Source organism: Microbacterium sp. 22242 (assembly GCF_052045495.1).
GTDB lineage: Bacteria > Actinomycetota > Actinomycetes > Actinomycetales > Microbacteriaceae > Microbacterium.
Window position 1 is genome coordinate 32,119 of record NZ_JBQEOZ010000003.1, and the last position, 13,730, is coordinate 45,848.

Annotated in this window: 10 protein-coding genes; 4 read left to right on the top strand and 6 right to left on the bottom strand. The window is 72.7% G+C overall.

Going from position 1 to position 13,730, the window contains the following annotated elements:
- Window positions 1–8: 8 nt before the first annotated feature.
- The 3 genes from ACTJJZ_RS03530 to ACTJJZ_RS03540 all read left to right on the top strand — a co-directional run bounded on the left by ACTJJZ_RS03530 (window position 9) and on the right by ACTJJZ_RS03540 (window position 3,231).
- Window positions 9–1,013 (top strand): ABC transporter ATP-binding protein, encoded by a 1,005-nt coding sequence (locus ACTJJZ_RS03530; RefSeq protein WP_440719794.1) that lies wholly within the window; start codon window positions 9–11, stop codon window positions 1,011–1,013.
- Window positions 1,010–2,620, top strand: a complete 1,611-nt coding sequence (locus ACTJJZ_RS03535) for an ABC transporter permease (protein ID WP_440719795.1) — start codon at window positions 1,010–1,012, stop codon at window positions 2,618–2,620. Before ACTJJZ_RS03530 ends, ACTJJZ_RS03535 begins: the two co-directional genes overlap by 4 nt.
- A gap of 113 nt (window positions 2,621–2,733) precedes the next feature.
- Window positions 2,734–3,231 (top strand): GbsR/MarR family transcriptional regulator, encoded by a 498-nt coding sequence (locus tag ACTJJZ_RS03540; protein ID WP_440719796.1) that lies wholly within the window; start codon window positions 2,734–2,736, stop codon window positions 3,229–3,231.
- 151 nt (window positions 3,232–3,382) lie between these two features.
- Here ACTJJZ_RS03540 and rocD read toward each other — a convergent pair whose 3' ends face one another.
- From rocD to ACTJJZ_RS03560, 4 genes are all read right to left on the bottom strand, one after another.
- A complete protein-coding gene (rocD, locus tag ACTJJZ_RS03545; RefSeq protein ID WP_440719797.1) occupies window positions 3,383–4,642 on the bottom strand; it encodes an ornithine--oxo-acid transaminase in 1,260 nt (419 codons plus the stop codon).
- Complete coding sequence (gene ddaH / locus ACTJJZ_RS03550; protein ID WP_440719798.1) at window positions 4,639–5,517, bottom strand: dimethylargininase; 879 nt, start codon at window positions 5,515–5,517, stop codon at window positions 4,639–4,641. Before ddaH ends, rocD begins: the two co-directional genes overlap by 4 nt.
- A 187-nt stretch (window positions 5,518–5,704) precedes the next feature.
- On the bottom strand, window positions 5,705–9,448 hold the full coding sequence (locus ACTJJZ_RS03555; RefSeq protein WP_440719799.1) for a proline dehydrogenase family protein: 3,744 nt from the start codon (window positions 9,446–9,448) through the stop codon (window positions 5,705–5,707).
- A gap of 167 nt (window positions 9,449–9,615) precedes the next feature.
- Window positions 9,616–10,179, bottom strand: coding sequence for an acyl-CoA thioesterase (locus ACTJJZ_RS03560; RefSeq protein WP_440719800.1), 564 nt, complete (start codon window positions 10,177–10,179; stop codon window positions 9,616–9,618).
- A 144-nt stretch (window positions 10,180–10,323) separates the two neighbouring features.
- On the opposite strand from ACTJJZ_RS03560, the gene ACTJJZ_RS03565 reads away from it, so the two are divergent.
- Window positions 10,324–10,830: an N-acetyltransferase family protein gene (locus tag ACTJJZ_RS03565; RefSeq protein WP_440719801.1), complete on the top strand. Its 507-nt coding sequence runs from the start codon at window positions 10,324–10,326 to the stop codon at window positions 10,828–10,830.
- Between the two features lie 158 nt (window positions 10,831–10,988).
- Here the strand turns inward: ACTJJZ_RS03565 and ACTJJZ_RS03570 are convergent, their stop codons facing one another.
- Together ACTJJZ_RS03570 and ACTJJZ_RS03575 are read right to left on the bottom strand one after the other, a co-directional pair.
- On the bottom strand, window positions 10,989–12,746 hold the full coding sequence (locus tag ACTJJZ_RS03570) for a cytochrome b/b6 domain-containing protein (protein ID WP_440719802.1): 1,758 nt from the start codon (window positions 12,744–12,746) through the stop codon (window positions 10,989–10,991).
- A 2-nt stretch (window positions 12,747–12,748) separates the two neighbouring features.
- The gene (locus tag ACTJJZ_RS03575) at window positions 12,749–13,729 is read right to left on the bottom strand and encodes an electron transfer flavoprotein subunit alpha/FixB family protein (RefSeq protein ID WP_440719803.1); all 981 of its coding nucleotides are present in this window, start codon (window positions 13,727–13,729) and stop codon (window positions 12,749–12,751) included.
- Window position 13,730 lies beyond the last annotated feature (1 nt).

A 13,730-nucleotide genomic window follows, 5' to 3' on the forward strand; every position in this document is an offset into this window, starting at 1 on the left:
TCACCGGCATGACCACGATCATCCGCACCGACGGCCTCACGAAGCACTACGGCCCGCTCGGAAAAGGTTCCGTGCGTGCGCTCGACGGGCTGGATCTCCGCGTCGACGAGGGCCAGGTGCACGGCTTCCTCGGCCCGAACGGCGCCGGCAAGTCCACCACGATCAGGATCCTGCTGGGCCTCGCCCGCAAGACGAGCGGCGCGGCCACCGTCTTCGGGCAGGATCCGTGGACCTCCGCGGTCTCGATCCACCGCCGCGTCGCGTACGTGCCCGGTGACGTGAGCGTCTGGCCGAACCTCTCCGGAGGCGAGGCGATCGACTTCCTCGCGCGCCTGCGCGGCGCCAGGACGAAGGACGCCGCCTACCGCGCCGAGCGGGAACGGCTGATGGCGGCGTTCCAGTTCGACCCGCGCAAGAAGGGCCGCGCCTACTCGAAGGGCAACCGGCAGAAGGTCGCGCTCATCGCGGCCTTCGCCGTCCCCGCCGACCTGTACATCCTCGACGAGCCGACCAGCGGGCTGGATCCGCTCATGGAGGTCGTCTTCCGCGACGAGGTGCAGCGGATCCGCCGCACCGGGGCGACCGTCCTGCTCTCCAGCCATATCCTCTCCGAGGTCGAGCTGCTCTGCGACCGGGTCAGCATCATCCGCGCCGGCAGGATCGTCGAGTCCGGCACCCTCGCCGAGCTGCGCCACCTCACCCGCACCGAGGTGTCCTTCGAGGCCGCGGACTCCTCCGCGCTCAGCGGCATCCCGCAGACGCACGACGAGGCGTTCGATGCGGGCCGGGCGCGTTTCACCGTCGACAGCGATGCGATGGCGGCGGTGCTCCCGGTCCTCGCCGAGCGCGGGGTCACCGGCCTGCGGATCGAGCCGCCTTCCCTCGAGGAGCTGTTCCTCCGCCACTACGGCGACGACCTCGCCTCGCTGCGCGACGCGGAAGAGGGCTCTTCGCCCGGCTCGCCGACCGGCACCCGCGCCTCGCGCCGCGCGGTCGTGAAGGAGTCCCGGTGAGCGCGCTGCTGCGCCAGCGCCTGCGCCGGGACTGGCTGCAGCTGCTGCTGTGGATCCTCGCGACGGTCCTCATGGCCTACGCGGGCTTCGCGGGCGTCACACAGTCCTATGCCACGCTCAAGGACCGCGTCGACGTCCTCGCCGCCGTCATGGCCAACCCCGTCATCATGATGTTCCGCGGGCTCCCGTCCGGCGCCTCGCAGGGGCAGTTCCTGTCGTTCGAGATCCTGCCATGGCTGACGATGCTGGCCGCGCTGATGAGCACGTTCCTCGCGGTCCGGCACACCCGAGGCGACGAGGAGGCCGGCCGCGCCGAGCTCGTCGCGGCGACGCCGGCGGGCCGCGCCCTGCCGACGGTCGCCACCATCATCCACGGCATCGCGGCGAACGTCGTCCTGGGCGTGCTGGTGGCGCTCGCCCTGCTCGGATCGAAGCTCGACGCGAGCGGATCCTGGCTCATGGGGGCGACCTCCGCGACGACCGGGATCGTGTTCCTCGGCATCGGCCTCATCGCCGCCCAGCTGATGCGCACCTCGCGCGGGGCGAACGCATTGACGGTGTGGATCCTGGTCGGCACGTTCCTGATCAACGGGATCGGCAACGTGGCGGGCACCCCGAGCGACGACCTCACCCGCATCACAAGCTCAGGGCTGGTGTGGGCGTCTCCGTTCGGCTGGGCGGAGCAGGCCCGCCCCTATGACGCGGACGCCTGGGCACCGGCACTGCTCGGACTCGCCGCCGGTCTCGTCCTCGCGCTCCTCGCCGCGCTGCTGCAGTCCGCACGCGACCTCGGCGAGGGCTTCATCCCCGCGCGGCCTGGCCGGGTGCATGCAGGCCCCGCCCTGTCGACCCCGCACGCCCTCGTCTGGCGGCTCACGGGCGGCGCGATCATCGGCTGGGCCGTGGGCGGCGCGCTCACGGGCGTGCTGGCGACCAGGCTGTCCGGGCTCGCGGGGCAGATCTCCGGGCAGAACCCGGCGGTGCAGCAGATCCTCGACAAGATCGGCAGGGCCGGCAACCTCGAGGAGACGGTCGTGACGGTGTTCTTCACGATGATGGGGATTCTCGCGGCGTGCGCGGCGGTGCAGATCGTCGTCCGTGCCCGGCAGGAGGAGGCGCACGGCACCGCCGAGAGCGTGCTGTCCCGGCCCGTCGGGCGGGTGCGGTGGCTGCTGGACTACCTGCTCGTGGCGACCTTCGCGATCGCGATCATCGTGGTGGCGGCGATGCTGGCGGCCTACGCCGGGCTGGCCGGCAACGCGCACGCGTCGTCGCTGGCGCACGTCGTCACCGTGGTCGGGCTCGGACAGGGGCTCGCGGCCTGCGTGTTCACCGCGCTCACCGCGCTCGTCTTCGTGCTGCTCCCCCGTGGCACGATCGGCGTCGCCTGGGCGCTCGTGCTCCTCGCCACGGTGTTCGGGCTCTTCGGACCGCTGTTCGGGCTGCCGGAGTGGACCACGCGGTTCTCGCCGTTCGCGGTCACCCCGATCGTGACGAACGGCGGTGCGGACCTGCGCGGCACGTGGTGGCTGGTGCTGGTGGTCGCTCTGGGCGCCGCGGCGGCCCTCAGCCTGATGCGCCGACGCGAGCTGCAGACCGCGGGGTGACAGGGATGCCGGACGAAGGGACCGCCGCGTGACGGGCGTGCCGGACGGGGCCGGATCCGTCTCGCGGCGGTGTCCGCGCCGGGGAAGGCCATGATGGAGAGGGAGGGAGAGCGATGACCGAGCAGAACGACGCGGCCCCGTCGGCGCACCGCGGGGTCGATGCCGCGGAGTCCGCCGCCGCCATGATCACCGCCGTCGGCTTCCCGCGGATGCCGGGGCGGGTGATGATGGCGCTGATCGCGGCGCCCGCCGAGGGGTACACCGCCGCGGAGCTCGCGGACCGGCTCGGCGTGAGTGCCGCCGCCGTCTCCGGGGCGGTGCGCTACCTGCAGACCCTGCACGTGGTGCACCGCGTCTCCCGGGCCGATCAGCGCCGCGACCGCTACATCATCGTCGAGGACACCTGGTACGCGATGATGACGAACAACAGCCCCATCTACGACCGGATGGCGACGCACATCGACGCGATCGGCGCCGAGCACACCGACGATCCGATCGCGCGCACGCGGGCCACCGAGATGGCGGAGTTCTTCCGCTTCATGGCACGGCGCATGCCCGAGCTCGTCGACGAATGGGAGACCTACCGCGCGGAGCACCGCCTGGCGCAGTGACACCGCGCCTCCCAGCGGCGGCACGACGGCGCCCGCCCGCCGTGACGGCGCCGCCGCTCATGTGAGAAACCAGATCCGGCATGAGACCTGCCCGCTGGGGGTGCGTCTCATGCCGGATCTGGTTTCTCGCGGATCCGGACAGCCGCGGACGTCAGTGCGCCAGCACGTGCCGCAGCTGCTCCAGCGCCCAGTCCAGCTCGGTCGCGCGCACCACGATCGGCGGGGCGATCCGGATGGTCTGGCCGTGCGTGTCCTTCACGAGCACGCCGCGGTCGAGCAGCTTCTCCGCGATCTCACGGCCGGTGCCGCGCGCCGGATCGATGTCCGCACCCGCCCAGAGACCGGCCACGCGCACCGCGGTCACGCCGTGGCCGAGGAGCCCTTCGAGGCCCTCGCGCAGGTGCTCGCCGAGGGCCCTGGCGCGCTCCTGGAACTCGCCCGACTCGAGCATCTCGACCGCGCGCAGCCCGACCGCCGCCGCGAGCGGGTTGCCGCCGAAGGTGGATCCGTGCTCGCCCGGACGGATGACGCCCAGCACGTCCTCGTCCCCGACGACGGCCGACACCGGCAGCAGACCGCCGCCGAGCGCCTTGCCGAGCAGGTACAGGTCGGGCACGACGCCCTCGCGGTCGCACGCGAAGGTCTCCCCTACCCGGCCGAGGCCCGACTGGATCTCGTCGGCGATGAAGAGCACGTTCCGCTCGGTGCAGAGTTCCCGGATCCGGCGCAGGTAGCCGTCCGGCGGGATGATCACGCCGCCCTCGCCCTGGATCGGCTCGACGAGCACCGCGACGGTGTCCTCGGTGATCGCGCTCGCGATCGCCTCGGCGTCGCCGTACGGCACGAGGTCGAAGCCGGGCGTGAACGGGCCGAACCCGTCGCGGGCCGACTCGTCGTCGCTGAAGCCGACGATCGTGGTGGTGCGGCCGTGGAAGTTGCCGCCCGCGACGATGATGCGCGCGGCGTCCGCACGGACCCCCTTGACCCGGTAGCCCCACGCGCGGGCGACCTTGATCCCGGTCTCGACGGCCTCGGCGCCGGTGTTCATCGGCAGCACCAGGTCCTTGCCGCACAGCCGCGCGAGGGCGGCGGCGAACGGCTCGAGGCGGTCGTTGCGGAACGCGCGGCTGGTGAGCGCGACCCGGCCGAGCTGCTCCTCGAGGGCGGCGACCAGCGCGGGGTGGCGGTGGCCGAAGTTCACGGCGGAGTACGCCGCGAGCAGGTCGAGGTAGCGCTTGCCCTCGACGTCGGTCACCCAGGCGCCGTCGGCCCGCGCGATCGTCACATCGAGGGGTGCGTAGTTGCGCGCCACGTGCGGCTCCGCGACCGACTGCGGCTCCGAAGTCTCCACGGCCGCTGCGCCGGGATCCTGCGCGGCGGGCGGCCCGGCGACCGTCCCCGGCGTGCTCATCGTGCGGCCCTGAGCTCGAGGGTGCAGCACTTGATGCCGCCCCCGCCGAGCAGCAGCTCGCTGAGGTCGACGGTGATCGGGTTGTAGCCGCGCTCGCGCAGCTGCTTCTCGAAGCCCTTCGCGCGCGGCGAGATGACGACGTTGTAGCCGTCGCTCGCCGAGTTCAGGCCGAACACGGCACCGTCCTCGTCCGAGACCAGGATCGCGTCGGGGAAGCGCTCCTCGAGGATCGCGCGGCTGGCGTCGTCGAAGGCCTGCGGCAGGTAGGCGATGTTCGCCGCCTCCGGCCCGCCGTTCTCCGCACCGACCACGGGGTCGAGCACGGCGAGCGCGGTGTCCAGGTGGTAGAAGCGCGGGTCGACGAGGTTCAGCGAGACGACCTCGCGGCCGAACACCTCGCCCACCTCGCGGTGGCTGTCGCCGGTGGAGCGGAAGCCGGTGCCAGCCAGGATGATGTCGCCCGCGAGCAGGAAGTCGCCCTCGCCCTCGTTGACCTCCTCCGGCAGCACGGTGTCGAAGCCGTTCGCCCGGAACCATTCGGCGAACGCGGGCGCCTCCCCCTGACGCTCCACGAAGCGGAAGGACGGCACGTACGCGCGGCCGTCGATCACGAAGCCGCCGTTGGCCGTGTAGACCATGTCCGGGTAGCCCTCCAGCGGCTCGATCAGCTCGACCTCGTGGCCCAGCTCGACGTACAGGTCGTACAGCTTCTGCCACTGCGCGACGGCCTTCGCGGTGTCGGTCGGCTTCGCCGGCTCCATCCACGGGTTGATGCTGTAGTTCACCGTGAAGTGCTCCGGCTTGCACATCAGGTAGCGGCGGTGGTGGGCGGTGCGGGCGGGGACGGTCGCGATGGCGGTCTCGGGCGTCGACATGAGGCTCCTCGGGAATCTTCGGTCTCGGCGGACGCTGTCCTCAGGCCCGGCGGTCCTTCGATCCGGCGCATCGGCGGATGCGGGGAGAAGATGCGACACGGGCACGCCGAGATCCATCCTCTCACCCGAGCCTGAACGCCGCCAGATCGACGCGATCCACCGTGCCACGCCTGCGGATCCCGCCTGCTCAGATGACCTCGGCGCTCCAGTCGTCCGGGTTGCCGTAGCGGTGCGCGGTGATCGCGATCGCCTGCTCGTGCAGGAACGGGAGCAGTTCGATCCGGCCCGCGGTCGTCACCCCGCCGGCGTGGATCGCGAGGTCGGGATCCCCCTGCACGGCCTCGGCGAGCGCGGAGTGCAGGGCGGCGACATCGCCGGGCTTCCCGACGATGCGCACGCGGGAGGGACGGGGCTGCCGTTCCTCGGCTGCGCCCTCGACCGAGTCGGTGGCCGCCGGGGGTGCGAACCGCTGGATCCACTCCGCGTCGCTCTCGACGAACACGGGGATCTCCGCCTCGCCGAGCACCCGGCGCACGGCCGCCGGCAGCCCGGCCGGCACGGACACGGTGAAGTCGCCTCCGCTGCGGATGGCCGCGATCGTGACGCGCAGCAGCTCCCGCAGCGGCGCCTCACCGGTCGCGCGCAGGCCGACGGGCACCGGGCGGTACCGGAACAGGTTGCGCTCCACGCCGAGGTGGGAGACGTCGCGCACCCGCCCGAACTCGCGATCCCAGGCGAGCGCGTCCGAGAGCGCCGCCCGGCGCAGCCACTCGAAGGCGGTGTAGTCGAGCGACGGCTGCGCCGCCTCGATCAGCGAGGTGATGCGGGTGTCCAGACCGCGCAGGTGCAGGGTGGTCGACCCGCCGCCGCCGGTGTCCCGCCAGGATCCGAGGCCGATCAGGTGGTTCGGGCCGCCCGCCTTGGTCCCGGTGCCGACGGAGGAGCGCTTCCAGCCGCCGAACGGCTGACGCTGCACGATCGCACCGGTGATGCCGCGGTTCACATAGAGGTTGCCCGCCTGCACCCGGTCCAGCCACAGCGCCAGGTCGTCGGGATCCTGAGTGTGCAGCCCGGCGGTGAGGCCATAGTCGACGGCGTTCTGCAGCTCGATCGCGCGCGGCAGCGTGGGCGCGTGCATGATCCCGAGCATCGGGCCGAAGAACTCCTCGCGGTGCGTGCGCGAACCGGGCTGCACGCCGACGCGGATCCCCGGGGTCCACAGCCGGCCGTCCGACTGCTCGATCATCCGCGGCTTCAGCAGCCACTTCTCGTCGCCCTCGAGCTCGGTGAGCGCCCAGAGGAGCTTGCCCTGCGGCCGCTCGATGACCGGTCCGACCTCGGCGAGCGGATCCTCCGGCCAGCCGACCCGCATCGACCGGGTGGCGTCCACGAGCTGGCGGGCGAACCGGCGCGAGCGTCCCATCGGACCGACGAGGATCGCGAGCGACGCCGCCGAGCACTTCTGCCCGGCGTGGCCGAACGCGCTCTTCACGAGGTCGGCGACCGCGAGGTCGAGGTCGGCGGACGGGGTGATCACGATCGCGTTCTTGCCGCTCGTCTCCGCCTGCAGCGGCAGATCGTGCCGCCAGCTGCGGAACAGCGCCGCGGTGTCCCAGGAGCCGGTGAGGATCACCCGGTCCACGTCCGGGTGGGCGATCAGCTGCCGGCCGAGCTCGCCCTCCTCGATGTCGACGAGCGCGAGCAGGTCGCGCGGGATCCCGGCGTCCCAGAGCGCGGCGGCGATCACGGCCGCGCAGCGCCGGGCCTGGGGGGCCGGCTTGAACACGACGCCGGAACCGGCCGCGAGGGCGGCCAGCACTCCGCCGGAGGGGATCGCGAGCGGGAAGTTCCACGGCGGCACGACGGCCGTGACGCGGGACGGCGTGAACGCGGCACCCGGCACGGCGTCGAGCTCGCGCGCCTTGGCCGCGTAGTACCGCGCGAAGTCGACCGCCTCGCTCACCTCGATGTCGCCCTCGGAGAGCACCTTCCCGCACTCCGCCGCGGCCACCTCGATCAGCTCGGCACGGCGGGAGTCGAGCACCGCGGCGACGCGCAGCAGCACCTCGGCGCGCTCGGCGGCAGGCCTGGTGCCCCAGCGGCCGGCCGCGCGGCGGACGCGCGCCACGGTCTCGTCGAGCACCGCGGCGTCCTCGATGCGGGCGCCGCGCAGGATCCCCTCCCCGGCCGTGGATCCGGGGATCCGGGCCAGGATCTCCCCCGCCCACTCCCGGTTCGCGGGCAGGGCGGGGTCGCTGTCCGGGGTGTTGCTGAAGCCGGGGGCGCCGATGGCGACGGCGGAGTCGTCCTCGCGGCTCGCGAACACCGCCGTCTCCACGTACGTGTCGTTGCGGTCGACGGAGCCAGCGATGCCGAGCACCGCCTGGGTCAGCGCGCTGTCCGCGGCGCCCACGTCGGCGGATCGCGCGATCGACTCGTGCACCGGGGCGAGGCGGTTCTGCCGCCGGCGCGGGCCGGTGGGCAGTGCGGGATCGGCGGAGCGCTCGAGCGAGTGGGCGAACCGGCCGACCTCACGGTCCAGGAGGTCGGGGTCGTCGTGCAGCTGGAACGCGGCGGACAGGAAGTTCTCGCTGGAGGCGTTCTCCTCGAGCCGGCGCACGAGGTAGCTGATCGCGACGTCGAACTCCTGCGGCTTGACCACGGGGACGTAGAGCAGCACGTGCCCGACCTCGCGGCTCACCGCCTCGACCTGCCCCTGCGCCATGCCCAGGAGCATCTCGAACTCGATCGGCGGGGATCCTGCCGCCCCGGCCCCCGCGGCGGTCCCGTCGGCGGCCGAAGGATCGGGATTCATCGAGGGATCGGGGTTCATCGAGGGCGCGGGGCGCACCCCGCGATCCCCCGCGAGCAGCCAGGCGTAGGCGATGTCGAACAGGTTGTGGCCGGCGATGCCGATCCGCACCGCCCGCAGCGACTCGGGTGTCAACGCCGCGCTCAGGCAGCGCAGGTAGTTCGCGTCGGTGTCGACCTTCGTGTCGTAGGGCGCGGGCGTCCAGCCGTGCATGGCCGCCTCGACGCGCTCCATCGCCAGATTCGCGCCCTTCACCAGCCGCACCTTGATCGGCGCTCCGCCGTGGTCGACGCGGTCGCGCGCCCAGGCCGTGAGCTCGCGCAGCGCCGGCAGCGCGTCGGGCAGATAGGCCTGCAGCACGATGCCCGCCTCGAGCTGCGCGAGCCGCGGATCCTCCAGGATCCTGGTGAACACGGCGATCGTGAGGTCGAGGTCGCGGTACTCCTCCATGTCGAGGTTGATGAACGTGCCGTCCGTCGCCGCGGTCAGGTAGAGCGGCAGCAGGCGGGCCGCGACCTGCTCCACGACCTCGTCGAACGCCCACATCGAGATGCGGCTCACCACGGCGGACACCTTGACCGAGACGTAGTCGACGTCCTCGCGGCGGATCAGGTCGTGGATGCCGTCGAGCCGGCGATGGGCCTCGTCCTCGCCGAGCACCGCCTCGCCGAGCAGGTTCAGGTTCAGTCGTGCCCCGCTCTGCCGGAGCTTCTCCAGCGCCGGGCCCAGCTTGGCCGGGCGCGCGTCCGCGACCAGGTGGCCGACCATCTCGCGCAGCAGGGTGCGCGCGATCGGCACGGTCGGCGCCGGCAGGCCGGGCGCGACCAGGCCTCCCGCACGGACGGCGGCGCGCAGATACCAGGGCAGGAAGCCGGGCACGAGCGGCGCCACCCGGTTCAGGTTCGCGGCGGCCGCGCCGAGGCTCTCCGGGCGCATCACCCCGTCCACGAAGCCGAGGGTGAACGGCAGCCCGTTCGGATCCTGCAGCACCCCCGCGAGCCGCGCGGCCGCAGGATCCGGGTGCGCCTCCGCGGCCTCGGAGATCCAGCGCTGGGCGAGGTCGACGGCCCTGCGGGCGCGCTCTGTCTCCTCGTCGTTCAGCCACTGCGGCATCGGCATCGCCTCTCTTCTCCGCCCCTGGCCGGGGCGCGCGAAATCACCTGCCTCCAGCATGCCGCGGTCTGCGGTCTCCGGCTCCATGCCACGCCCCGGCGGTCCTCGCGCCGGCGGTCCTCGCGCCGGCGGCCAGGATCGCGCGGGGGTGCGGGATCGTCGTCGCTGCGGCCTCAGTCCGCCCAGACGCTCGGCGCGGGCGCCTTGGTGGGCGGCAGCGCCGAGGCGGACGCCCAGTCGTGGATCCAGTCCTCGACCCCCGGCACGTCCTCCGGGCGGCCCAGCGCACCGAAGAACTCCTCGTGCGAGACCGTGCCGCCGGTGCGGCGCAGCATGCGCGCCCGCACGATCACCCTGGCGTAGACCTCCCCGTCCACGACCGCGCGGTGCTCCATGAACATCGCCCTGTCGTCGTGGCCGATGAAGCGCGACTCGACGTCGAAGCGCTGCCACAGCTCGAGCGACTTGCGGAACGTCACCGTCTCACTGGAGACCACGGCGTACCAGCCGCGCTCCTTCATCGCGTCGAACAGGCCGGTGCGGATGAGCAGGTCCCAGCGGCCCAGATCGAACAGCGACAGGTACCGCCCGTTGTTCATGTGCTTCAGGATGTCGATGTCCGTCGGCAGCGTGGTGAGCCGGATCCGCCCCACCGCGGTCGGCGCGAGCAGGCCGCTGCGCCGGACGCGGAAGCGGGCGGAGAGGATCACGAGGAGGGTGCGCCAGATCACATTCACACGACGGAGCGTAGTGAATCCGGCACGGAACCCCCGGATCGTTTGTCGGAACCGCACAGGTCCCTCTGGTCGTCTGCAGGCGCGTTCGGAACACCGCAACGCTCGATTTCGCGTCAGCGCGGGGGCGCGCGTAGAGTCGCGAACATGAGCGCCGAAGCCCTTCCCGCCGTCACCGTCCGACCTGTTCGCGATGTCGATGCCGAAGCGCTCGGCCGCGTGCACGCGCAGTGCTGGCACGAGACCTACGACCACCTGATCAGCAAGGCGGCGCTCGAGGCCGTGTCGCCCAAGCGGCTCGCGGAGCTGTGGACGCACTGGGCGGCGCAGGGCGAGGAGTACCGCATGAGCGCGGCGCTCGTCGACGGCGAGATCGTCGGCTTCGTCGGATCGGGCCCCGCCCGCGACGAGAATCCGCCCGCCGAGCGCGAGCTGTACTTCATCTACCTCCTCGACGCGTGGCACGGCACGGGCATCGGCCAGCGCCTGTTCGACGCGGCGGTCGCCAAGGACGAGTCCTGCTACCTCTGGGTCGCCGAGGACAACCCCCGCGCGCACCGCTTCTACGTCCGCAACGGGTTCGCCCTCGACGGCGCCCTGCAGCAGGAGCCGTTTCTGGGCGAGACCATCGAAGAGGTCCGCTTCGTGCGCTGACCTCTCCGCCGTCTGACCTCTGACCTCTCGGGTCTTCGGCGTCGACGCCCCCTCTGAGTATCCACGCCCCCTCCGGCGTGCGGCCCTGGAAGGGGGCGTCGACGCTGCGAGGGGGCGAGGACGACGGATCCGGATCCGGGGCGGCACCGGGCGCGGAGTTACCGGGCCGAGACCTGCCCGAACAGCTTCGCGATCGGTGCCAGGACCAGTGGGCGCGCGGCGATCCACCCGACCGCGATCACGGCGAGCGAGAGCACGAACACCCAGAACCCGGTCCAGGTGACGGCGTCCTGCGCGGCGAACATGTGGTTCAGGTTGCGCAGCATGCCGGTCAGCAGCACGAGCGCCACGTGCACCACGATGAACGCCGTGAAGAACAGCATCGTCGGGAAGTGCACGGCACGGGCGATCTCGATCGGATACGCCTTCGACAACCCCTCCGCCTTCTTCGGCCACAGTCCGGACATGCGGAAGCCGGTCGCGATGGCGACCGGCGCGGCCAGGAACACGATGGTGAAGTAGGCGAGCTGCTGGAGGCTGTTGTAGTTCACCCAGCCGTTCTCGGTCGGCCAGTCGAACGAGACGTACTGCAGCGCCGCCGAGAGCGCGTTCGGGAACACGTCCCAGCTCGTCGGCACGATCCGCATCCACTGACCGGTGACGAACAGCAGCACCGCGAAGATCACCCCGTTCACGATCCAGAGCAGGTCGAGCGCCTGGTGGAACCACAGCGTGAGGCTGATCTTGCCCTTCGGCCTGCCGCGCGGGGTCCAGAATGCGGTCGGGCGCTTCTCCGTGCGCACCCGCAGCCCGGAGCGGATGATCAGCGTCATCAGGAACACGTTGAAGAAGTGCTGCCAGCCGATCCAGCCGGGGATGCCGACCGGCGCGCCCGCGGGCAGGCGGTACTCCCCCGGATAGGTCGTGAGGAAGTCCTGCATGAACGGCAGGCTGAGGAAGGCCCGCACCAGCATGACCGCCGCACCGGCCAGGGCTGCGAGCCCGGCCGCGGCGAAGAGCCCGCCCAGCGCCTGCGGCCAGGTCGGCCGGAGCCTCGACGGCGCCGGCTCGGCGACATGCCGAGGGGCGGATCCGTCCCACACGGTCCGCGTGAACGGCAGCGGCACCGACACGTCCGGGCCTGCGGCGAGGACGGTCGTGGGAGCTGCCGGCACCGAGGCGGTCGACGGCGCTGCCGGGGCCGTGGCAGTCGCGACAGCGGATCCCACGGCGGCCGGCTCGGTCGTGGCGGGCGCGACCACGCGCTCCGCGACCATGGCGGCCGTCCCGGCCGGAGGCCAGGGCTCTCCCCCGCCGACGCGCGGCAGACCGCGGCGCAGGGCGGATCCGGTCGCGCCCGGAGCGTCCGCGGACGCGGCGGCACTCGACGCGGCCGTCGTCGCGGGAACGGCCGCACCGGCCGGCGTCGCGGGACGTGCCGCAGCGGCCGGCGAGGCCTCGGCAGCCGAGGCACTCGCGGTGCGCGGCCCCCCGGCTGCGGATCCTTCGACGGCCTGGGCGGCCGGACTCGTCGCGACAACAGGCGCGGCAGCCGCCGGAGGCCACGGCTCGCCGCCCGCGACCCGCGGGAGGCCGCGGCGCAGCGCGGATCCGGCCGCCACCTCGGCGGCGGTGCCATGACCCGGATCCGCCGATGCCGAGATGGTTTTCGCTTCTTCGTCGAGATTCTGAGCGGCGTTTTCCATCCCCGGCGCCGCACCTTCCATCCCCGGCGCCGCACCGGGCGACGAGGAGATGGATTCCGCTGCCGCGGGAACGCCCGGAGCGGCGTCTTCCATCTCGACGGCGCGGTCCTCGCCGGGAGCGACATCGCCGAACACGCCCGCCACGACGCCGGCGGGCGGCCAGGCCTCGCCGCCGGGAGTGCGAGGCAGTCCCCTGCGCAACGTGGTCATGGCTACTTCTTCCGTGCGCGCAGCGCCTCGACCACCTGCGGCACGATCGTGAACAGGTCGCCGACGATGCCGAAGTCCGCCACGTCGAAGATGGGCGACTCGGGATCCTTGTTGATCGCGACGATCGTCTTCGCCGTCTGCATGCCGGCACGGTGCTGGATCGCGCCCGAGATGCCGAGCGCGATGTACAGCTGCGGCGACACCGAGACGCCGGTCTGGCCCACCTGGTGCGCGTAGGGGATGTAGCCGGCGTCGACCGCGGCGCGGGACGCGCCGACCGCTCCGCCGAGCTCGTCGGCGAGCTCCTCGACGAGGGCGAAGTTCTCCTTGGATCCCAGCCCGCGCCCGCCCGACACGACGACCTTGGCGCCCCGCAGCTCGGGACGCGACGACGCGGCCTCGACGGCCTCGATCGCGTCCCCCGTCGCGGCAGGCGCACCGGACGCCTGGACCTCGAGCGCCTCGATGCGGGCGTCGGCCACCGCCTCCGCACGCGCGTCGATCGCGCCCTGGCGGACGGTGATCACGGGGACGCCGAAGGTGGGCGCCGAGTCGGTGAGGAACGCTCCGCCGTAGACCGAGTGCCGCGCCACGACGCCCTCGTCGTCGCGGGAGAGGCCGATCGCGTCGACCGAGAGCGCGAGGCGCTCGCGCACCGCGAGCCGGCCGGCGGCGTCGCGCCCGGCTATCGAGTTCGACGCCAGCACCGCGTCCGGCCGCACCGCCTGATAGGCCGCCTGCAGCGCGTCCGCGACGGGGACGGTGACGACGGCGGGATCGATGTCGGCGGTGAGCACGACCTGCGCGCCGGCGGCGGCTGCCGCATCCACCGCGGCCTGCGCGCTGCCGGCGGGCGCGGCGACGAGTGCGACGGGCGCGCCCAGCTGGGCCGCGGCTCCGAGCAGGCCCGCGGTCGACGGGGCGGCGTCGCCGGCGGGCGTCACGTCGACGAGGACGAGGATCGCGTTGTCGGGGTATGCCATG